This is a genomic window from Paenarthrobacter sp. NEAU-H11 (assembly GCF_050573415.1).
Taxonomy (GTDB): Bacteria; Actinomycetota; Actinomycetes; order Actinomycetales; family Micrococcaceae; genus Arthrobacter.
Genome location: NZ_JBNZGA010000024.1, coordinates 18,293 through 40,079, shown reverse-complemented (window position 1 = coordinate 40,079; position 21,787 = coordinate 18,293). Strand labels below are relative to the sequence as shown.

The 21,787-nt window shown below is 65.6% G+C and carries 17 protein-coding genes and 1 riboswitch; of the genes, 5 read left to right on the top strand and 12 right to left on the bottom strand.

The genetic code is table 11. The features are described 5' to 3' along the window. The 4 genes from ACQ3DC_RS20400 to ACQ3DC_RS20385 form a co-directional block, all read right to left on the bottom strand. Nucleotides 1-1,435: L-serine ammonia-lyase (locus tag ACQ3DC_RS20400; protein WP_430753060.1), on the bottom strand; the 1,435-nt coding region annotated here is incomplete at its 3' end. A 221-nt stretch (nt 1,436-1,656) separates the two neighbouring features. Continuing rightward, entirely contained in the window at nt 1,657-2,817 is a 1,161-nt protein-coding gene (gcvT, locus tag ACQ3DC_RS20395) for a glycine cleavage system aminomethyltransferase GcvT (RefSeq protein ID WP_421094075.1), read from the bottom strand. Between the two features lie 11 nt (nt 2,818-2,828). Further along, nucleotides 2,829-5,738, bottom strand: a complete 2,910-nt coding sequence (gene gcvP, locus ACQ3DC_RS20390) for an aminomethyl-transferring glycine dehydrogenase (RefSeq protein ID WP_430753059.1) — start codon at nt 5,736-5,738, stop codon at nt 2,829-2,831. 179 nt (nt 5,739-5,917) lie between these two features. Next, nucleotides 5,918-6,016, bottom strand: a riboswitch (glycine riboswitch). 92 nt (nt 6,017-6,108) lie between these two features. Further along, nucleotides 6,109-6,648 carry a TetR/AcrR family transcriptional regulator gene (locus ACQ3DC_RS20385; RefSeq protein WP_157239061.1) on the bottom strand — a complete coding sequence of 180 codons (540 nt, stop codon included), beginning with the start codon at nt 6,646-6,648 and terminating at the stop codon, nt 6,109-6,111. Nucleotides 6,649-6,720: 72 nt separating this feature from the next. Between ACQ3DC_RS20385 and ACQ3DC_RS20380 the strand changes: the two genes are divergently transcribed. Then, nucleotides 6,721-8,298 carry an MFS transporter gene (locus ACQ3DC_RS20380; RefSeq protein ID WP_430753061.1) on the top strand — a complete coding sequence of 526 codons (1,578 nt, stop codon included), beginning with the start codon at nt 6,721-6,723 and terminating at the stop codon, nt 8,296-8,298. A gap of 102 nt (nt 8,299-8,400) precedes the next feature. Here the strand turns inward: ACQ3DC_RS20380 and ACQ3DC_RS20375 are convergent, their stop codons facing one another. Beyond that, nucleotides 8,401-8,880 carry a Dps family protein gene (locus ACQ3DC_RS20375; RefSeq protein ID WP_157239065.1) on the bottom strand — a complete coding sequence of 160 codons (480 nt, stop codon included), beginning with the start codon at nt 8,878-8,880 and terminating at the stop codon, nt 8,401-8,403. A gap of 221 nt (nt 8,881-9,101) precedes the next feature. On the opposite strand from ACQ3DC_RS20375, the gene ACQ3DC_RS20370 reads away from it, so the two are divergent. Then, complete coding sequence (locus tag ACQ3DC_RS20370) at nt 9,102-10,658, top strand: APC family permease (protein WP_421094077.1); 1,557 nt, start codon at nt 9,102-9,104, stop codon at nt 10,656-10,658. A 99-nt stretch (nt 10,659-10,757) separates the two neighbouring features. Here the strand turns inward: ACQ3DC_RS20370 and ACQ3DC_RS20365 are convergent, their stop codons facing one another. The 7 genes from ACQ3DC_RS20365 to araB form a co-directional block, all read right to left on the bottom strand. Continuing rightward, entirely contained in the window at nt 10,758-11,306 is a 549-nt protein-coding gene (locus ACQ3DC_RS20365) for an AMIN-like domain-containing (lipo)protein (protein WP_157239068.1), read from the bottom strand. Between the two features lie 296 nt (nt 11,307-11,602). Then, nucleotides 11,603-11,905: a DUF4193 domain-containing protein gene (locus ACQ3DC_RS20360; protein ID WP_018762118.1), complete on the bottom strand. Its 303-nt coding sequence runs from the start codon at nt 11,903-11,905 to the stop codon at nt 11,603-11,605. Nucleotides 11,906-11,996: 91 nt separating this feature from the next. Beyond that, entirely contained in the window at nt 11,997-12,200 is a 204-nt protein-coding gene (locus ACQ3DC_RS20355; protein WP_157239070.1) for a hypothetical protein, read from the bottom strand. A gap of 94 nt (nt 12,201-12,294) precedes the next feature. After that, nucleotides 12,295-13,308, bottom strand: a complete 1,014-nt coding sequence (locus ACQ3DC_RS20350; protein ID WP_323056476.1) for a LacI family DNA-binding transcriptional regulator — start codon at nt 13,306-13,308, stop codon at nt 12,295-12,297. 48 nt (nt 13,309-13,356) lie between these two features. Further along, on the bottom strand, nt 13,357-14,877 hold the full coding sequence (gene araA / locus ACQ3DC_RS20345; RefSeq protein ID WP_321215383.1) for an L-arabinose isomerase: 1,521 nt from the start codon (nt 14,875-14,877) through the stop codon (nt 13,357-13,359). 51 nt (nt 14,878-14,928) lie between these two features. Beyond that, nucleotides 14,929-15,657 (bottom strand): L-ribulose-5-phosphate 4-epimerase, encoded by a 729-nt coding sequence (locus ACQ3DC_RS20340; RefSeq protein ID WP_157239074.1) that lies wholly within the window; start codon nt 15,655-15,657, stop codon nt 14,929-14,931. Next, on the bottom strand, nt 15,654-17,414 hold the full coding sequence (araB, locus tag ACQ3DC_RS20335; protein ID WP_430753058.1) for a ribulokinase: 1,761 nt from the start codon (nt 17,412-17,414) through the stop codon (nt 15,654-15,656). Before araB ends, ACQ3DC_RS20340 begins: the two co-directional genes overlap by 4 nt. Nucleotides 17,415-17,679: 265 nt before the next feature. On the opposite strand from araB, the gene chvE reads away from it, so the two are divergent. The 3 genes from chvE to mmsB all read left to right on the top strand — a co-directional run bounded on the left by chvE (nt 17,680) and on the right by mmsB (nt 21,727). After that, nucleotides 17,680-18,807 carry a multiple monosaccharide ABC transporter substrate-binding protein gene (gene chvE, locus ACQ3DC_RS20330; protein ID WP_370460433.1) on the top strand — a complete coding sequence of 376 codons (1,128 nt, stop codon included), beginning with the start codon at nt 17,680-17,682 and terminating at the stop codon, nt 18,805-18,807. Between the two features lie 105 nt (nt 18,808-18,912). Further along, nucleotides 18,913-20,442 (top strand): multiple monosaccharide ABC transporter ATP-binding protein, encoded by a 1,530-nt coding sequence (gene mmsA / locus ACQ3DC_RS20325; RefSeq protein WP_157239080.1) that lies wholly within the window; start codon nt 18,913-18,915, stop codon nt 20,440-20,442. A 4-nt stretch (nt 20,443-20,446) separates the two neighbouring features. Further along, nucleotides 20,447-21,727 carry a multiple monosaccharide ABC transporter permease gene (mmsB, locus tag ACQ3DC_RS20320; protein WP_157239081.1) on the top strand — a complete coding sequence of 427 codons (1,281 nt, stop codon included), beginning with the start codon at nt 20,447-20,449 and terminating at the stop codon, nt 21,725-21,727. The last annotated feature ends 60 nt before the right edge of the window (nt 21,728-21,787 follow it).

Below are 21,787 nucleotides of genomic sequence, written 5' to 3'. Positions count from 1 at the left end.
AGCATTCGACGACGTTGACGGCGAGGCCGCCCATGGCCGTTTCCTTGTATTTGGAGCTCATGTCCTTGCCGGTCTCCCGCATGGTCACGATGACCTCGTCCAGCGAAACCCGGTGCGAGCCGTCGCCCCAGAGCGCCATCTTCGCCGCGTTGATCGCCTTCGCCGCCGCGATCGCGTTCCGTTCAATGCAGGGCACCTGCACCAGGCCCCCGATCGGATCACAGGTCAGGCCCAGGTTGTGCTCCATCGCGATCTCCGCGGCGTTCTCCACCTGCGCCGGAGTCCCGCCCATCACCTCCGCCAGCCCTGCGGCGGCCATCGACGACGCCGAGCCCACCTCGCCCTGGCAGCCCACCTCAGCCCCCGAAATCGACGCCTGCTCCTTGTACAGGACCCCCACCGCGCCCGCGGCGAGCAGGAACTTCACCACCACATCCTCCCGGTCCGCCCGGGACGCGTTCTCCATCCCCGGCGCGAAATGCAGCGCGTAATACAGCACCGCCGGGATGATCCCCGCCGCCCCGTTCGTCGGCGCCGTGACCACCCGCCCGCCCGAGGCGTTCTCCTCATTGACCGCCAGGGCGATCAAATTAACCCACTCCTGCCAATACTTCGGATCATGGAACTCGGCCCCGTCGCCTTCGTCCTCGGACCCGGCCGGCCGGGCGCTTTCCTTCCGCAGCCGGTCATACCAGTCCGGGGCCCGGCGGCGGACCTTCAACCCGCCCGGCAGCACCCCCTCACGCTTCAGCGACGCGGCCACACACCCCTCCATCACCGAATAGATGTGCAGCAGGCCCGCCCGGATCTCCCCCGGGGTGCGGCTGTCCTCCTCGTTCACCCGCATCACATCACTGATGCCCAGCCCCGTTTCCCGGCAATGCTCCAGCAACTCCGCCGCGGTCCGGAACGGCAACGGCAGCTCCTTCTTGGACTCCTCCAGCTCCAGCTGGGCCGCGTCCTCCTCACCCTCACGGACAATGAACCCGCCGCCCACCGAAAAGAACGTCGCCGCATGCAGAACCTCGCCCGACGCGTCGGAGACCGTGAACGTCATCCCGTTCGTGTGCCGCGGCAGGACAGTCAACGGCCGCAGCACCATATCCTTCACCCCGTACGGCAACGCCACCGCACCGGCCAGCTGCAGCAACCCCGTCTCCGCGATCGCCGCCAGCCGCTCCTCCACCTCCTCCGGCAAAATCAGCTCCGGATGGAACCCCTCCAAACCCAGCAAAATGGCCGTCATCGTCCCATGCCCGTGGCCCGTCGCCGCCAACGACCCATACAAATCCACCCGCAACGACGCCACCCCCGCCAGCACCCCCGAAGCCTTCAGCTCCTCAGCAAAAACAGCAGCAGCCCGCATCGGCCCCACAGTATGAGAACTCGAAGGTCCGATCCCAATGGAAAACAGATCAAAGACGCCAACGGCCATGGTGGGATTCCTAACGAGACGTGTAATGGGTGGGTGGAGCGTCACCAAGGCGACGTGGGCACGAGCGCCGGCGGAGCCGGGCTTTTCGGAAGCGTGCGTCAGAGGCGAGGAACGAGCCAGCACGCGTGAAAAGTCCGGTCCGCCGGTCCCGAAGCCAGCCACGGAGCAGCACGCGGAGGATGCCGCTCCCACCGGGCCAAAGGTGACCACGGGGAGGCGCCCTACCTGGCGCGTTTATAGAACGGCAGGTCGACGACTTCGAACGGCTCTGCCTTACCTCGCAGGTCGATATCCAGGGTGGTGCCAACAGCGGTGAACTCAACGTCCACGTAGGCCATGGCAATGGGGTACCCCAGGGTGGGTGAGGGCTGGCCGGAGCTGACTTCGCCTACCACTTTGCCGTCCTTGAGGACCGGATAGTGGGCCCGGCCTGCACGGCGGCCGAGTCCCTTGAGCCCGACGAGCCTTCGGCCTGTGGTGGAGCCGGCGCCGGCGTCCTTCTTCGCGGCGAGCGCCGCCTTCCCCACGAAGTCGCCTTCCTTGGACAGTGCGACGACGGGTCCCAGGCCTGCGGCGAAGGGATCGCCCTGCAGGGAGAGCTCATTCCCGTAGAGCGGCATGCCTGCCTCAAGCCGGAGTGAGTCGCGTGAGGCCAGCCCGGCGGGGGTCAGCTCCCCGTCCTCGGCAATGGCGATGAGCGCCTGCCACAGGCCGGTGGCGTCGTCGTTGGACACGAAGATCTCAAACCCGTCCTCGCCGGTGTAGCCGGTGCGGGCGAGCAGCAAATCCAGTCCGGCGCCGCCCACCAGGAACGGAACCTCGACGGCGGCATAGTACTTCAGTTCCGTCACCTGGCTGTGCCGGGCTGCGGGGACCAGCCGGAGCAGCAGTTCCTGCGCCGCGGGGCCTTGGACGGCGATCAGTGACGTCACGGCGGAGGCGTCATTCACCTCCACATCGAACCTGGCAGCCCGCTTGGAAAGCTCAGCAGCCACCACTGCGGCGTTGCCGGCGTTGGGGACCACCAGGAAGCGGTCGGTACTGCCTTCTGCGCTGCCGGCGGTTGCGGGACGGCGGTACGTGATGAGGTCGTCGATGATGCCGCCGTCCTCATTGCAGATCAGAGAGTACTTGGCCTTGCCCACCGGCATGGCGGAGATCTTTCCCACCAGCGCGTAGTCCAGGAAGGCGGCCGCGTCCCGCCCGGTCACCCAGACTTCGCCCATGTGCGAGAGGTCGAACAGGCCGGCGCTATTCCGGACGGCGTGGTGTTCGGCGAGCTCGGAGCTGTACTTGAGCGGCATCTGCCAGCCGCCGAAGTCGGTGAAGGATGCCCCCAGCTTCTTGTGCTCGTCGTACAGGGCAGTGTGCTTCTCAGCCATGGAGCGTGTCCTTAGTTTTCGAACTCGGAAAGCGGCGGGCAGGAGCAGATCAGGTTCCGGTCCCCCGCTGCGCCGTCGATGCGGCCCACCGGCGGGAAGTACTTGTCCTGCTTAAGCGATTTCACCGGGAACACGGCCTGCTCGCGGGGGTAGGCGCGGTCCCAGTCGCTGCTGATGGCCGCGGCGGCCGTGTGCGGAGCGTTCCGGAGCGGGCTCTCTGCAACAGTGAAGTCACCGTCCGCCACCTGGTCGATTTCGGCGCGGATCGCGATCATGGCCTCGATGAAGCGGTCGATTTCCCCGAGGTCCTCGGACTCCGTGGGCTCCACCATGAGCGTCCCCGCGACGGGGAAGGCCAGGGTGGGGGCGTGGAAGCCGTAGTCGATGAGCCGCTTGGCCACGTCCTCGGCCGTGACCCCGGTCCGTGCCGTGAGCTCGCGCAGGTCAAGGATGCACTCGTGTGCCACAAGCCCGCCTTCGCCGGTGTAGAGGACCGGGAAGAAATCGTTCAGGCGGGCTGCGACGTAGTTCGCTGCCAGCAGCGCGGACTTGGTGGCCTCGGTGAGTCCGTGGCCGCCCATCAGCTTCACGTACGCCCAGGAAATGGGGAGCACGCCCGCGGAGCCGTACTTTGACGCCGAGATCGGCACGTCGTTGCCTTCGGTCCAGGTGGCGGCGTTGCCGGGCATGAACGGTGCCAGGTGGGCCTTGGCAGCAACCGGGCCGACGCCGGGTCCGCCGCCGCCGTGCGGGATGCAGAAGGTCTTGTGCAGGTTCAGGTGCGAAACGTCGCCGCCGAACTTGCCCGGCTGCGCCAGCCCGACAAGCGCGTTGAGGTTGGCGCCGTCGATGTATACCTGGCCGCCGGCTGCGTGGACGGCGTCGCAGACTTCACGGACGTCGGCGTCGTACACCCCGTGAGTGGACGGGTACGTGATCATGATGCAGGACAGGGCATCCTTGTTGGCTTCGATCTTGGCGTACAGGTCAGTGTGGTCAATGGTTCCGTCCGGTGCCGTGGCCACCACAACCACCTTCATGCCGGCCAGGACTGCGGACGCGGCGTTGGTGCCGTGCGCCGATGCCGGGATCAGGCAGACGTTGCGCTGCTGGTCCCCGCGGGAGTGGTGGTAGCCGCGGATCGCCAGCAGGCCGGCGAGCTCGCCCTGGGAGCCGGCGTTGGGCTGGATGGACACCTGGTCGTACCCGGTGATCTCGGTCAGCTGCGCCTCGAGGTCGGCAATCAGTTCGCGCCAGCCCTCCGTCTGGGAGTCCGGGGCGAAGGGGTGGATGGAGGCGAACTCCGGCCAGGAGATGGCCTCCATCTCGGCCGTGGCGTTCAGCTTCATGGTGCAGGAGCCCAGCGGGATCATGGTGCGGTCCAGCGCAAGGTCACGGTCCGAAAGCTTCCTGATGTAGCGCAGCAGTTGGGTCTCGGAACGGTGCGTGTTGAACACCGGGTGCTGCAGGTACCCGGAGGAACGCACGACGGCGGCGTCCAGCGCGAATTCTCCCTCGCCGTCCGCGGCGGCCGGGACGCCGAAGGCCTTCAGCACCCCGGCGGCAATTTCTGATGTTGTCGTTTCATCGGCGGAGAAGCCCACCGTGTCCGCGTCGATGAGGCGCAGGTTGATGCCCGTGGCTTCGGCGGCAGCGACGATCCCGGCAGCGTTGCCCGGCACGGAGACGGTGACGGTGTCGAAGAAACTGGTGTGCAGCACGTCCAAACCGGCGGCCTTGAGGGACGCGGCCAGCATCTTCGCGTGGGAGTGTACTGACTGGGCGATCGCCTTCAGGCCCTCCGGGCCGTGGTACACGGCGTACATCGAAGCCACGATGGCCAGCAACGCCTGGGCGGTACAGATGTTGGACGTGGCCTTCTCGCGGCGGATGTGCTGCTCGCGGGTCTGGAGTGCCAGGCGGTAGGCGGGAACGCCGGCGTTGTCCTTCGAGACACCGACGAGGCGGCCCGGCATGGAGCGTTCGAGGCCCTTCTGCACAGCCATGTAGGCCGCGTGCGGGCCGCCGTAGAACAGCGGGACGCCGAAGCGCTGGGCGGAGCCCACTGCGATGTCCGCGCCCTGCTCGCCGGGAGGCGTGATGAGGGTGAGGGCCAGGAGGTCGGCGGCCACGGTCACCAGCGCCCCGCGGCTCTTGGCGTCGGCAATCACTGCGGCGTGGTCAAAGACGCGGCCGGAAGCGCCCGGCTGCTGGAGCACCACACCATTGATGGCGCCGTCGGGAAGTCCGTTGGAAAGGTCGGCCACTTCCACCTCGAAGCCCAGTGCCTCTGCCCGTCCCCTCACGATGGCAATGGTCTGCGGCAGGCAGTCGGCATCCAGCACAGTCTTGCCGTCCCGGGCATCTGCGTTCTTATTGGCCCGCCGCATCATCAGCACGGCCTCGGCCACGGCCGTTGCTTCGTCCAGCAGGGAGGCATTGGCGATGGGCAGGCCCACCAGGTCCTGCACCATGGTCTGGAAGTTCAGCAGCGCCTCGAGCCGGCCCTGGGAAATCTCCGGCTGGTACGGGGTGTATGCGGTGTACCACGCCGGGCCCTCGAGGATGTTGCGGCGGATCACCGGCGGCGTGACGGTGTCGTAGTAGCCCTGGCCGATCATCTGCACCGCGGTCTTGTTCTTGCCGGCCAGCCGGCGGAGCTCAGTGAGGGCCTCCACCTCGCTCAGCGCACCTGCCAGTTCCAGCGCAGAGTCCTGCCGGATGTCCTTGGGGACGGCGGTATCAACCAGCGCGTCCACGGTGTCGTAGCCCACGGCCTTGAGCATGGTTTCGACGTCGGCCTTGCGCCTTGCGCCGATGTGCCGGTCAACAAAGGTGGCGGCAGAAGCGGGTTCGGCAGTTGCCGGGGTGGCAGTGGCCGGAACGGCGGAGGCCGGAGATACAGTCACGAGGAACTCCATAACTAAGGCGGCGCAGGATACGCCGCATCGATTCGGGTCCTCCCCGCTCTGTATCTGTACCTGAGAGTTTCCGCGTTGCCTGAACACGCGGGCACCGCTTGCACCGTCGGTGAGCACGTCAGTCAAGGGATCCGGGGAGCGGACCTCAAAGCGGACGGCGTGCTGCTTTCCAGAGGTGCCTCGCCGCGGCGGTACATGGGCCTGTGAGATTCCTGGGGAGGTATTGCTCCTACGGCGCCTGCTTGTACCTTCTGGCAGAACTCTCCCGCCGCAGATCAAAGGCTATTCATTTGGGTTGTCTTTGGCGCACGGGTAACGGCCCGCACACAGCACAATTCTCCTATGCCGCGGGCCCGGGGGCAAATGTCAGCTAGCCCCGTAGCCGTTCCACGGCTGACAGGAGTTCCGCCACGTCCGCCTGCCTGCTCCCCGCCTTCCCGGACGGCCCGCTTTCCCACATGGCGTTGAAGTACAGCCCGTCCCCCATGTACAGCACTGCCTTTGCCATGGGCGTGCCCACGTCCTGCCCGATAAGCTCCAGCCATTGCTGCTGGATGGCGGCGAAGCGGCGGCGGGCTTCCTCGTGGGCCACCTCCGCCAGCCGGGTCACGGCCACAAAGGAGCGGTCCATCGGAGTATCGGACCACAGCGACGACTTGATGAAGTATGCCGCCGCCCCCTCCGGTGCGGAGGCCATGGCGGCGAGGTCCTCCCCTGCCAGGCGGTCCAGCCGTTCAAGGGTGGCGGCGATCAGCGCTTCCTTGTTGGGGAAGTGGTACAGGAGGCCCCCCTTGGAGACGCCCGCGCGCTTGGCCACCGCGTCCAGGGTGGCAGCCCGCTCCCCCACGTCGATCAGGAGTTCTTCGAAGGCATCCAGGACGGCATCTCGCGCAACGGGTTTTCTGGCCATGGTTCCCATCATGCATGGTCACGAAGCTGTTTCTTAACTATACCGTCCAGACGGTATAGTTAAAGCATGATCATGCCCGCCGCCTCCCAACAGAGCACCATCCGCCCGGCTCCAACCGCATTGCCCGCGCCAGGCCTGCCCGGGGGCAGCTGGCGCGACTGGCTGGCGCTGGGCCTGCTGATGTTCCCGGTCCTGCTGGTAGCCGTGGACAACACAGCCCTGACCTTCGCCCTGCCTGCCATTGCCGCCGCCCTCCGCACCTCGGGAGTAGAACTGCTGTGGATTGTGGACGCCTACCCGCTGGTGTTGGCCGGGCTGCTGGTTGCCATGGGAAGCCTGGGCGACAGGATCGGCCGGCGCCGCCTGCTGGTCATCGGCAGCATCGGCTTTGCCGCAGTCTCGGCAGCAACCGCTTTTGCCCCCAGCGCCGGATGGCTCATCGCAGGCAGGGCTTTCCTTGGCTTCTTCGGCGCCATGCTGATGCCCGCCACGCTGTCCCTGATCCGCAACATCTTCCCGGACCCCAACCGGCGGAGGTTGGCCATCGCCATCTGGGCCGCCGGATTCTCGGGCGGCGCCGCACTGGGGCCCATCCTCGGCGGGTGGCTGGTGGAACAGTTCTGGTGGGGAGCCGTACTCCTGGTGGCAGTGCCCATCATGCTGCCGCTCCTGGCCCTGGGCCCGGCCTTCATCCCGGAGTCCAGGGACCCGTCACCGGGGAAGGTGGACGTGCCCAGCATCCTGCTCTCCCTATTCACCATGGTTCCCATGGTTTACGGGATCAAGGACCTGGCCACCGAAGGCCCGGGTGCCACAGCCCTCGGAACCATGGCGCTCGGCCTGGCAATGGGCGCGGCCTTCGTACGCAGGCAGCAGCGGCTGCACAGTCCGCTGCTGGACCTGCCCCTGTTCCGGAACAGGGTGTTCAGCATGGCCATCACTGCCAATATCCTGGCCTTGTTTTCATTCAACGGCTTTATCCTCTTCCTCGCCCAGCACCTCCAGCTCATTGAGGGCATGTCCCCCTCGGCTGCCGGAATGGCCATGGTCCCGGCACTGGTGGCCACCATGGTGTCGGGCCTTGCCGTGGTGCCGGCGGTGAGGAAAGTACGGCCGGGCTTCGTGATGGCGGCAGGACTCGCCATGAGCGCCGCCGGCTACAGCATGGTGGCTTTCGGAAGCACCGGGGGCGGGCCCGCGCTGCTCCTCGGCGCGCTGCTGGTCCTTGCACTGGGCGTGGGGACGGCGGAGACCATCTCCAACGATCTCATCCTGGGAAGCGTGCCGCCGGAAAAGTCCGGGGCGGCGGCAGCGATTTCCGAGACGGGGTACGAAATTGGCGCCGTTTTGGGAACCGCCGTGCTGGGTTCCATCCTCACGGCTTCCTACCAGCACAACTTGCGGCTTCCGGCCGGCCTCGCAGAAACCGCCCCCGCCCAAAGCACCGCGCACGCCCGAGAGACCCTCGCTGGAGCCATGGACCTGGCAGCCGGCCTGCCGGGCCCCATGGCCAGCACCCTCCGGCAGGCCGCCGGCTCGGCCTTCGAGTCAGGGGTGCACGTCACCGCAGCGATTGGACTGGTACTGATGGCGACGGCGGCCGTCCTCGCCGCCGTCGTACTCCGGAAGGTGCCCAAGGCAGCCAGCTGAAGGCCGCAAGGCGCGCCCCCGCCGGTGACAGCAAAGCGCCCGCAGCCGGAGCGTGTGGCTCCGGCTGCGGGCGCCGGGCAGGCCGCTTCGCCGCGGGTGCTGCTACTTGGAGTCCGGCGCCGTAACGCTCGCGGTGGGCTTCATGGTTTCAGCATTGACCATCCAGGCGAACTGCTCCAGCTTGGCGATGAACTCGTGCAGCAGGTCCGCGGTGGTGGGATCCTCTTCATCCACCTCATCGTGAACCTTGCGCATGGTGCCAACGGCAGCCTCAAGGGCAGCCACGATCCGCTCGATCGCATCCTTGGTGCTGATCAGGCCGTCAGGGAACTGGGCCAGGCTGGTGGACCCGGCCACGGTGGAGCTGCGGCCGTCAGGCAGGGCGTGGAGGGCCCGCATCCGCTCGGCGGTGTCGTCGGCGAACTGGCGGGCAGCGTCAACGATCTCATCCAGCTGCAGGTGGAGGTCGCGGAAGTTGGTTCCCACAATATTCCAGTGTGCCTGCTTGCCCTGGATGTGCAGTTCAATCAGGTCGGCGAGCACGGCCTGCAGGTTGTTGGTCAGTGTCGGTGAAGCTTTCATGCATCCTCCTCAATTGGTCCAGTAAGCCCGACGCTACCAGCACCAGCGGGCACGGCCGAGGGCTCGCGGGGAATTTCTCAGTGAGCTTACTAAATCGCTCACAACCGAAACAAAAGAACGCCGTTCATTATTTTCCTTGCTTCCTGAGGCGCTCCCCTCCATACTAAATGAACGCCATTCATATAGTGACCGTCGTCTCAACTTCTCCAGAAAGTGGTGCCATGACCGAGACCATCCGCACCAGCACATCCGCCTACGGCTCCGGGAGGCCTTCACCGGCAGCCGCCGGCACGAGCCCCAAAGGACTGAAGGGCGGGCAGCTGGGACTTCTCGCCGTCGTCGTCCTGGGCATTTCCACCATCGCCCCCGCCTACACCTTGACCAGCGCCCTTGGCCCCACGGTCAACGAAGCCGGGCTCCAGCTGCCCGTCATCTTCCTGATCGGTTTCATCCCCATGATCCTGGTCTCCCTTGCCTACCGGGAACTCAACGCCGATTCCCCGGACAGCGGCACCACCTTCACCTGGGTCACCAAGGCCTTCGGCCCGTGGGTTGGCTGGATGGGCGGGTGGGGCCTGCTGGCGGCCAACATCATTGTGCTCTCCAACCTCGCGGGAGTCGCCGTCGACTTTTTTTACCTTTTCCTTTCCCAGCTGACGGGCTCGCCGGAGCTCGCCGACCTGGCGGCAAACAAGGCCCTGAACGTGCTGACCTGCTTTGTGTTTGTGGCCCTGGCCGTCTGGGTCAGCTACCGCGGCTTGCACACCACCAAGCTGGTCCAGTACAGCCTGGTGGGATTCCAGCTGCTTGTCCTGGGCCTCTTTGTAGGCATGGCCTTCGCCAACTGGTCCGCCTCTGACACTGCCATCCCGTTCAGCTGGGAGTGGTTCGACGTCACCAGGATCGAGACCTTCGGGCAGATCGCCGCAGGCATCTCACTGTCCATCTTTGTCTACTGGGGCTGGGACGTCTGCCTGACCGTCAATGAGGAAACCTCCAACGGCAAGAGGACGGCAGGACTGGCCGGAACCCTGACCGCCGTGATCGTCCTGGCGATCTACCTGACGGTGAGCATCGCCACCATGATGTTCGCCGGCGTAGGTGATACCGGCAACGGCCTGAACAACACCGAGATCCACGAAAACATCTTCACGGCACTGGCCTCTCCCATCATGGGTCCGTTCGCCATCCTTATGTCCATGGCAGTGCTGTCCAGCTCCGCCGCGTCCCTGCAGTCCACGTTCATGTCGCCGTCCCGCAGCCTGCTGGCCATGGGGTACTACGGCGCGCTTCCGGAGCCGTTCAGCCGGGTCAGCAGGAAGTTTGCGACGCCGGGCTTCGCCACGGTTGCCGCCGGCATCATGTCCGCGGGCTTCTACGCCGTGATGCACGTGGTCAGCGAGAATGTCCTCAATGACACCATCCTGGCGCTCGGGCTGATGATCTGCTTCTACTACGGCCTCACCGCCCTGGCCTGCGCCTGGTACTTCCGCCACAGCCTGTTCAACAGCATGCGCCATTTCCTCCTCCGCCTGGTATGCCCGGTGCTGGGCGGCGTGGGACTGTTCGTAGTGTTCCTGCAGACCGCCGTGGACAGCTGGGCGCCGGAGTTCGGCAGCGGCTCGGAGGTGTTCGGGGTGGGCCTGGTCTTTGTCCTGGGCGTCGGCATCCTGGCGTCCGGTGCCGTCGTCATGCTCATCATGGCCAGGGTCCGCCCCGGCTTCTTCCGCGGCGAGACCCTTAAGCGGGATACCCCCGCGCTGGTGGTCCCGGAGTAAAGGCGCGGAGGCTTCCGGAGGCCGTCACCGCCGGCGAAGGAAGGTGCCGTTCCCCTGGAAACCGGGGGAACGGCACCTTCGGTGCTGATTGCCTGGCTGTCACCAGTAGTGCGCCACGTCAACCACCAGGCGCGACCCGGAGCCCGGCCCGTCCAGGGTGAAGACCCGGAACGGCAGGCGGGCCCGTACGCCCAGCCCGATGCTGGTGTAGCCCTCGTAGCTGCCGGCAAAGACCACCTGGCGGAAAGTCTGGTAGCGGGCAACGTTTGAGAGCTCAGCCTGGTTCGGCGGGTTGTAGGTGGAGTTGTAGTCCTCGTCGTAGGCGGGCGAGTTCACCGTCACCTGCAGGCGCGCGTTCCCCCGGACGGGGATGGCAAAGCCGGACCCGTCCTGGACTATCTGTGGAACGTACCGCACGGTATAACCCGCAACGGCGCCGTTGAGGTCCACCACCATCCTGTCGAAGCAGTAGTGCTGCCCGGTCCGGACATTGGTGACGGTGGCGGTGCTCATGCTTTGGTCGGCCTTGGCCAAAGACCCCCATACGAGCCCGCAGTAGGAGGTGGAAGCGGAGGCGGGCCCCGGAACCACGATTCCCAGCCCGGCCGCCAGGAGGATGGCAGCCAGCCAGGTGTAGAACTTTTTCATTTTGGAGCCACCCATGTGTGGAGCGAATGGATAGCTCAAGAGTAGGAGCGTTTACGGCGCGAAACGAGGTTTGTTGCCGCTTCGCCACGCAACCGTTAACCCGCGGCGCCCTTCATCACGCCCCTGTATAGCGAGAGCCGAAACATGGCTTCCCGCCGGCCCGTTTGGAACCCGTTCCGTGTTCTTTCGGCATTGTTCCGGCACCTTGCCGTTACCGGGATAACGACGGCGGCAGGAGACAAGAAGCGCCGGTCACCCGAGGGGGGTGGCCGGCGCCGGGCAATCCGGAAGAAGGGTCAGCCTTCGCAGTCGCGGCAGTACTTCAGGCCGTCTTTTTCCCGGGCAACCTGCGAGCGGTGGCGGACCAGGAAGCACGACGAGCAGGTGAACTCATCGGACTGCTCGGGAACAACAATGACCGTCAGTTCCTCGTTGGAAAGATCCGCACCCGGCAGGTCAATGCCCTCGGCAGTGTCGTTCTCGTCGACATCGATGACCGCTGTCTGCGCGTTGCCGCTCCGCGACGCCTGGAGGGCTTCAAGAGAGTCGGCGGGCGACTCTTCTTCCTGCTTGCGTGGAGCATCGTAATCGGTAGCCATAGCCTGTTCACTTTCGTTGCTGCGCAGCGCCATTCAGGCACCTCAGTGCAGCAGTTTAGGGCATTATCGCCCTACTGGCGCAATAGTGTGGCTAAGCAGACATTCCGCCGCTTCCACCCGCTGTTCCTGCATGCTCGGACCGGGCCTGGTCGGCGCCCAGGGACACTCCACTCAAGGCCGGAAGCCAGCCCCACCGGCTGGCGTCGGCCATGGCGCCGGCGGCATTGGACTCGGATTCGTAGGTGAACGTATCCAGCAGCCAGTCGCGGAGCCGGATGAGCAGGGTGTCCGTCATGCAATGAAACCTACGCAGCGATTGTTGTGGCCACGTTTCGCGGCGGTCTCCCCCGGATTAAATCAGCTGCCGGCCCGGTCTCCGGGCGGACTTTTCAGGCGGGCGGCGCCGTGCTGCTGCGCAGGACGAGTTCCGGCTCCACCACCAGTGTCCGGGGTCCTTCCGTCCCGTCGAACGCCGTGAACATCATCTGCATGCACCGCCGGCCCAGTTCCTCGAAGTCCTGCCGAACCACCGTCAGCGGCGGACTGAAGTAGCCGGCCTCGGGCTGGTCGTCGAAGCCCACCACGGACACGTCCTGCGGCACTTTGATGCCGGCCTCGGTCAGTGCGCGAAGGACTCCCAAGGCCATCTGGTCGTTGCCCACGAAGAGGGCAGTTGCCCGGCGGGTCGCCGCGATCCGCCGGCCGATTTCGTAGCCGCTGCCGGCGCTCCAGTCACCTTCGATGATCAGGTCCGTATCGAGTCCGGCAGAGGCAAGGGTGGACCGCCAGCCGTCGGCGCGCGCCACGGCATCGATCCAGTCCTGCGGCCCCGCGACGTGCCCGATCCGGACGTGCCCCTGCCCGATAAGGTGCCGCACGGCCAGTTCAGCCCCGCGGCGCTGGTCCACCCTGACGCCGCCAACCGTGTCGTTCCCATCGGGTCCCACGGCCACCACCGGCACTCCGATGGGAAGTTCCGCCAGCGCCGCCAGCGTCTCAAGGTGCGGAACGATTACCACGATGCCGTCCACCGACTGGTCCAGGAAGTGCCTGACGGCGTCCAGGATCGCGTCGCGGCTGAACTCCCGCAACGCGGCGACGCTGACGAAATATCCCGCGTCCCTTGCAGCGCGTTCCACGCCCAGCAATGTATTGGCAGGACCGTACTGGGAGAGCTCGCTGCCCAGGACCCCGATGGTCTGCGAGCGCCGGGTGACCAGGCTCCGGGCTGCGGTGTTGCGGCGGTAGCCAAGCCGGGCTATCACCGCTTCCACTCTTTCCCGCGTCCCCGCGCTCACGTTGGGGTGGTTGTTGACCACCCGTGACACGGTCTGGTGCGAGACCCCGGCCAGCTCCGCCACGTCCTCAAGCCTCGGCAGCCGGCGCGGCTTGCCGCGCGTCACGAGGTTCTTGTCCGTGGCAGGAGCCGGGAGCTCAGCCGTGCCACTGGGTCAGATCCCGCCGGCCAGCTTGTAGTAGGCGGCGTTCCAGTTGAGGTCCTTCTTGAACTGCCGGATGGAGGTGCCTTCGTCAATGGTCAGCAGTTCGGTTTTGGCGATCTCGGCGAAGTCCTCGAACACTGCCATGCCCACCTGGGTGGAGAGAACGGTATGGTGGGCGGCGCCGGCGGTGAGCCATGCCGCGGCGGAGGTTGCGAAGTCCGGCTTGGGCTCCCACAGGGCGCGGGCCACGGGCAGGTTGGGCAGCGGCTGCTCCAGGGGAACGACGTCGACGGCGTTTGCCACCAGGCGAAAACGGTCCCGCATGTCGGACAGGGCGACGACGACGCCCGGGGAGGCATCGGCGTCGAACACCAGGCGGACCGGGTCTTCCTTGCCGCCGATGCCCAGCGGGTGGATTTCCAGGCGCGGCTTCGATGCCGTGAGTGAAGGGCAGACTTCCAGCATGTGCGCGCCCAGGATCTTCTCGGACCCGGGTTCCAGGTGGTAGGTGTAGTCCTCCATGAGCGAGGCACCGCCGGGCAGGCCTGCGCCCATCACCTTCGCGGCGCGGACCAGGATGGCGGTCTTCCAGTCGCCTTCGGCGCCGAAGCCGTACCCGGCGGCCATGAGCCTCTGCACCGCGAGGCCGGGAAGTTGGCGCAGGGCGCCCAGGTCCTCGAAGGACGTGGTGAACGCGGCGGAGCCGTTGGCCTCCAGGAAGCTGCGCAGGCCGAGTTCGATCCGGGCCCCGTACCGCAGCGATTCATGCCTGGCCGCGCCTGCGCGGAGCTCCGGCACCACGTCGTAAAGGTCCTCATATTCCGCCACCAAGGCGTCGACGTCGGCCTCCGCCGCGCCGTGCACGGCCTCGGCGAGCTCGTTGACGGACCACGTGTTCACGGCGACGCCGAAGCGCAGCTCCGCCTCGGTCTTGTCGCCTTCGGTGACGGCGACGTTGCGCATGTTGTCGCCGAAGCGGGTCAGCTTCAGGGTGCGGACTGCGGCCCATCCGGCGGCGGCCCGCTGCCAGGAACCCACCTGGCGTGCCACGTCAGGGTTGGAGACGTGCCCGACGACGGTCTTCCGGGCGATGCCCAGGCGGGACTGGATGTACCCGAACTCGCGGTCTCCATGCGCGGCCTGGTTCAGGTTCATGAAGTCGAAGTCGATGTCCGCCCACGGCAGGTCCCGGTTGGCCTGGGTGTGCAGGTGCAGCAGCGGCTTGCGCAGCAGGTCCAGGCCCTGGATCCACATCTTGGCCGGGCTGAACGTGTGCATCCAGGCGGTTACACCGATCACGGAATCATCCGAGTTCGCTTCCAGGGCCGTGCGCCGGATGGCGTCCGAATCCGTGAGGACAGGCTTCCAGACAATCCTGACCGGGACGGCGGAATTGGCGTTGAGCTGGTTGGCGATCTCCTGGGACTGGGCGGCCACCTGCTTGAGGACTTCCTCCCCGTACAGGTGCTGGCTGCCGGTGAGGAACCAGACCTCGTAGCCGTCGAGGGAAGTGTTTGCTGCGGTGCTCATGGATTCTCCTGGGAAGTGATGTGGCGGCGCTGGATTACTGGCCTGTGCTTTTTATTGGCCGTAGACGTTCTGGTAGCGGGCATAGAGGGAGTCGATGGAGCCCTGGTCGATGGGCAGGGGCTCGCCCAGCTGCCTGGAAATGTGGACGGTGCGGGCCACCTCCTCACACATCACGGCGGCCTTCACGGCGGAGCGGGCGTCCTTGCCGATGGTGAAGGGACCGTGGTTCTGCATCAGGACAGCCGGTGAATTGGAGTTCTTCAGCGTCTCCACGATCCCGTGGCCGATCGAGTCGTCGCCGATCAGCGCGAACGGGCCCACCGGGATGGAGCCGCCGAACTCATCGCCCATCATGGTCAGCACGCACGGGATGGCCTCCCCCCTCGCAGCCCAGGCGGTGGCGTAGGTGGAGTGGGTGTGCACCACGCCGCCCACCTCCGGCATGTGCCGGTAGACGTAGGCGTGCGCTGCTGTGTCCGACGACGGAGACAGCGGCGGGTTGCCCCAGTCCACCGTGCCGCCGCCACCGACGTTGGTGCCCCTGACGGGCGTGCCGTGCAGGTCGGTCACGATCATCTGCTCCGGGGTCAGGTCCTGGTAGGCGACCCCGGAGGGCTTGATGACCATCAGGTCGGTGCCCGGCACCCGGGCGGAAACGTTGCCCGCGGTCCACACCACCAGTTCGTAGCGGGTCAGCTCGGCATGCAGCGCGCACACTTCTTCACGGACCCGGGCGATGGTTTCCAGGATCCCGGTTCCGGTTCCATTCCCTGCACTCATGCGGACACCTCCACGGCCGTTTCGGCGGCGGAGCCGGCACCGGGCAGGGCGGTCCGGGCAGCTTTGCGCTGGATGGCCTTGAGCCGGTGCATCACGTCGTTGCCGCCGCGGCCAAAGTAGTCGTGCAGGGCCTTGTACTCCTGGAAGAGTTCCTCGTAAGCGGCCACGTTTTCCGGGATGGGCGTGTAGACCTCACCGGGTTCGGAACCCATGGCGGCGGCAGCTTCCCGGATGTCAGCGTATTCTCCGGCGGCGACGGCGGCGTGGATGGCGGATCCCAGGGCCGGACCCTGCTCCGAGCCGATGGTGGACAGCTGAAGGCCGGTGGCGTCCGCGTAGATCTGCATCAGGAGCCTGTTCTTGAGCAGGCCGCCGGCCACGATGAATTCCCTGACCGGAACCCCGGCGTCGCGGAAGGCGTCCACGATGGTGCGGGTTCCGAAGGCCGTGGCTTCCAGCAGGGCGCGGTAGGTGTCCTCGGGCCTGGTGGCGAGGGTCTGGCCCACCACGATGCCGGACAGCTCATGGTCCACCAGCACCGAGCGGTTGCCCGAGTGCCAGTCGAGTGCGATCAGGCCGTGCTCCCCGATGGCCTGCCGCGACGCCAGTTCGGTGAGGTACTCATGGATCCCCAGCCCGCCGTCCCTGGCAGCCTGGTGGTATTCGGGCGGGACGCCGTACTTGGTGAACCAGCCGAAGATGTCCCCCACGCCGGACTGCCCGGCCTCGTAGCCCCACAGGCCCGGCACGATGCCGCCGTCCACTGCCCCGCACATTCCCGGCACTTCCCGCAGTTCGTTGCCGTTCATGACGTGGCAGGTGGAGGTGCCCATGATGGCCACCAGCTGGCCGGCTTCCACTGCCTTGGCGGCAGGGACCGTGACGTGGGCGTCAACGTTTCCCACGGCCACGGCGATGCCCTCCGGCAGCCCGGTCCAGGCTGCCGCCTCCGCCGTCAGGGTGCCGGCGGCGTCCCCCAGCCGCCCGATGGCGTGCTCCAGCTTGGAACTGACAAAGTCCTTGAAGTCCGGGTTCAGGGCGGCCAGGAAATCCGCCGAGGGATACCGCCCGTCCTGGTAGATGCCCTTGTAGCCGGCGGTGCAGGCGTTGCGGACGTAGCGGCCGCACAGCTGCCAGACGATCCAGTCGGCCGCCTCCACCCAGTGGTCCATGGCGCCGTAGGCCTCCGGATCCTCTTCCAGCAGCTGCAGGCCTTTGGCGAACTCCCACTCGGAGGAGATCAGGCCCCCGTACCGCGGAAGCCACTCTTCGCCCCGTTCGGCGGCCAGCCGGTTGATCCGGTCGGCCTGCCCTTGGGCGGCGTGGTGGCGCCAGAGCTTCACGTAGGCATGCGGCCGGTTGGCATAGCCCGGCAATTCGTTCAGGGGCGTGCCGTCGGCCTTGACGGGCACCATGGTGCAGGCGGTGAAGTCAGTGGCAATACCGACGACGGCGGCCGGGGCGATCCCCGCGGCGGCCACCGCGGCGGGAACGGCTATGCGCAGGACGTCCCTGTAGTCGTTGGGCACCTGAAGCGCCCATTCCCCGGGAAGCCGTGCTCCGTCGTCGCCCGCCACGTCTTTGGGCAGGGAGCCGGTCACCACTGCATGGGGATACTCATGGACGGCGCTGCCGAGCTCCTTGCCGTCGCGGACCCGCACCACCACGGCACGGCCTGACAGGGTTCCGTAGTCCACCCCGATCACGCAGTGGTCGGGGTGGACGTCGGAGCTGGAAGTGAACAACGCAGCTGGCATGGGGTTGCCTCCATCCGGGAGGCAGAGGCCTCATTACCGGTTTTGTAGGGTCAGGGTCGAGCTAAGTGCTGCAGCAAGTGTGAACGCTAACAAAGAAGAAGTCAATGAGGTCAAAGGTTTTCGGAGTTTCCGTCAGGAGGCTCTTGTTAGCGTTCACAAATCAGTCTATATTGAACCGACACATCAACCATGTGGCCAGGGCCGGGAGCATCGTTGCTTCCCGGCCCAACAACACTTCGCGGCAATGCTGCCGCGGAAGGAGAAAATGGTGAGAATCAAAAAACTCATGGGCGCGGTGGCCCTTGTCCTCGCCCTGACCGTGGGAGCCACCGGTTGCGGCTCCCGTGGCGGAGCCACCGAATCCAGCGGCGCTGCGAAGCCCGGCGACTCGCTGGTTGGCATCTCGATGCCAACCCAGACATCCGAACGATGGATTGCCGACGGCGCCAACGTTGAGAAGTCCCTGAAAGACCTCGGCTACAAGACGGACCTCCAGTTCGCCAACGACGACATCCCAACCCAGGTCTCGCAGATCGAGAACATGCTGACGAAGGGCGCCAAAGCCCTGATCATCGCTGCGATTGACGGCACCACCCTGACCGACGTCCTGGCCAAGGCCAAGGAGCAGAACGTCAAGGTCATCGCCTACGACCGTCTCATCAACGGCACTCCGAACGTGGACTACTACACCACGTTCGACAACTACACCGTAGGCGTCCAGCAGGCCACGTCGCTGCTGACCGGCCTGGGCCTGGTCGATGCCAGCGGCAAGAAGGTGGACGGCAAGGGCCCCTTCAACGTCGAACTCTTCGCCGGAAGCCCGGACGACAACAACGCCAACTTCTTCTGGACCGGCGCCATGGACACCCTCAAGCCGTACCTGGATGCCGGCACGCTGAAGGTCCCCAGCGGCCAGGCCAAGTTTGAGCAGGCCGCCATCCTTCGCTGGCAGGCACCCGTGGCACAGAAGCGGATGGAAGACATTCTCACCTCCGCCTACAGCTCGGGCACCAAGCTGAACGGCGTCCTCTCCCCGTACGACGGCCTGTCCATCGGCATTATCTCCGCCCTCACCAGCACCGGCGGCTACGCCAAGGGAAGCCTTCCGGTAGTCACCGGCCAGGACGCCGAAAAGGGCTCCGTGAAGTCCATCGTCGCCGGCGAGCAGTACTCCACCATCTTCAAGGACACCCGCCAGCTCGGCGCCCAGGCCGTCAAGATGGTTGATGCAGTCCTCAAGGGCCAGGAACCGGAGACCAACGACACCAAGACCTACGACAACAAGGTCAAGGTTGTCCCGGCCTTCCTGCTGAAGTCCGTGATCATCACCAAGGACAACTACAAAAAGGAACTGATCGACTCGGGTTACTACACCGACGCCGACGTCAAGTAGTCAGCGTCCCGGGCTGTGGCCGGACCTGCATCCGGCCACAGCCCCGCCCGCACCTTCCTGCAGCAGCAGGAAGGTGAAGCTTCGACCAGTCAGTGGGAATTGACGATGAACACACCCATTCTTCAAATGCGAGGAATCACCAAGACGTTCCCCGGCGTGAAAGCGCTGCAGGACGTCACCTTGGATGTGAACCGTGGCGAGGTGCACGCCATCTGCGGTGAGAACGGCGCCGGCAAGTCAACGCTCATGAAAGTGTTGTCCGGCGTCTATCCGCACAACACCTTCGACGGGGAAATCCTCTTCGAAAACGAACCCTGCAACTTCTCCAGCATCTCGGACAGCGAGAAGCGGGGCATCGTGATCATCCACCAGGAACTGGCGCTGAGCCCGTACCTCTCAATCGCCGAGAACATCTACCTCGGCAACGAACAAGCCACCAACGGATGGGTGGACTGGCGCAAGACCAACCTGGAGGCAGCAAAGCTGCTGGCCCGCGTGGGCCTAGACGAAAACCCCGTCACTCCCGTCCAGCACATCAGCGTGGGCAAGCAGCAGCTCGTGGAAATCGCCAAGGCGCTGTCCAAGGAAGTGAAGCTGCTCATCCTGGACGAGCCCACGGCCGCCCTCAACGACGAGGATTCCGGCCACTTGCTGGATCTGATCCTCCATTTGAAGGGCCAGGGGGTCACCAGCATCATCATCAGCCACAAACTCAATGAAATCCGCAAGGTGGCCGACGCCGTCACCATCATCCGGGACGGCAAAACCATCGAGACCCTTCGGCTCGATGAGGGCCAGATCACCCAGGAACGGATTATCCGCGGCATGGTGGGACGTGACCTGGAGAGCCTGTACCCGGACCGCGAGCCGAACATCGGCGAAGAAGTCCTCCGGATCGAAGACTGGTCCGTCCGGCATCCCCAGGACCACAGCCGCATGGTGGTCCGCAACGCCAACCTGCATGTCAGGAAGGGCGAAGTGGTGGGACTTGCCGGGCTGATGGGCGCCGGACGCACGGAACTCGCCATGAGCGTCTTCGGCCGTACCTACGGCACCGCAACGTCAGGCAAGGTCTACAAGTACGGCGAGGAAATCAACACCTCAACTGTCTCTGACGCCATCCGGCACGGCATTGCGTACGCCACCGAGGACCGCAAGCACTACGGCCTGAACCTCATCGAGGACATCAAGCGCAACATCTCCCTGGCAGCTCTGCGCAAGCTCGCCAAACGCGGCTTCGTGGACAAGAACCAGGAGACCGTGGTGGCCAACGGCTACCGGAAGAGCATGAACATCAAAGCACCCTCGGTGGCCGCCATCACCGGCAAGCTCTCCGGCGGCAACCAGCAGAAGGTGGTGCTGAGCAAATGGATGTTCTCCGACCCGGACGTGCTCATCCTCGATGAACCCACCCGCGGGATCGACGTCGGTGCCAAATACGAGATCTACACGATCATCGCCAAACTCGCGGCCGAAGGAAAAGCCGTGATCGTCATTTCCTCGGAACTTCCCGAACTCCTGGGCATCTGCGACCGCATCTACACCCTCGCCGCCGGCCACATAACGGGTGAAGTCCCCATCGCCGAGGCCACCCAGGAAACCCTGATGCACTACATGACCAAAGAGAAGGAATAGCGAAATGTCCGCCTTACGAGAATCGCTCGGATTCCTCACAAGCCGCCTCCGCCAGGTTGGCATCTTCGTTGCCCTGATCCTGATCGTCCTGCTGTTCCAGGGGCTGACCGGCGGGATCCTGCTGGAACCGCAGAACGTCACCAACCTGGTGGTCCAGAACAGTTACATCCTCATCCTGGCCATCGGCATGGTGATGGTGATCATCGCCGGTCACATCGATCTTTCCGTCGGGTCCGTCGCCGGCTTTATCGGCGCCGTGGCCGGCGTCATGATTGTGCACTGGGGCTGGCCGTGGTGGGCCGCAATCCCGGCCTGCCTGCTGGTCGGGGCCCTCGTGGGCGCCTGGCAGGGCTACTGGATCGCCTATGTGGGGATCCCGGCCTTCATCGTCACACTGGCGGGCATGCTGATCTTCCGCGGACTCACGCTCATCACCCTCAAGAACCAGCAGATCACCCCCTTCCCCGCCGAACTGCGGGCCCTGGGCGGCGGCTTCCTTCCTGACATCTCCGGCGGCACGTCCGTCCTGGAGTGGCTCACAGTGATCCTGGGTGCCGGCGCTACCGTGGCGCTGCTGATCCAGGCCCTCAAGGAGCGCAGGATCCGCAGGAAGTTCGACCTCGAGAGCGAACCCCTGGTCTGGTTCGTCATCAAGACCGCCTTCACGGCGCTACTCATGCTCATCATCACCTTCCTGCTGGCCTCCTACCGTGGCACGCCGATCGTCCTGGTGGTCCTGGCCGTGCTGGTGATCGCCTACACCGCCCTGATGAACAACAGCGTCTTCGGGCGGCACACGTACGCGATCGGCGGCAACCTCCATGCAGCTGAACTGTCAGGCATTAAGACCAAGGCCGTCACGTTCCGGCTCTTCGTGAACATGGGCGTGCTCGCCGCGCTCGCAGGCCTGGTCTTCACCGCGCGGCTCAACTCTGCGCAGCCCGCCGGTGGAACAGGCTTCGAACTGGACTCCATCGCTGCAGCCTTCATCGGCGGCGCCGCTGTTACCGGTGGGATCGGAACAGTCGCGGGGGCCATGATCGGCGGCCTGATCATGGGAGTGCTCAACAACGGCATGTCCATCCTGGGCCTGGGCACCGATTACCAGCAGCTCATCAAGGGCCTGGTACTCCTTTTGGCCGTCGGCTTCGATATCTTCAACAAGAACCGCAGCGGCGACGGCGGTGACCTCGGCAAACGGTTCAAGCTGAAGACTTCACCTCCGCCCGCCGAGGAAAAAGCGACGCCGGCGGCCAGCGAAACCGTGGAGGCGGGCGTCAAGTAGCGGCTACCGCGGCCGCGGCGCTGCTCCATGCAGACCCGGGCCTTGGACGACGCGTCCGGG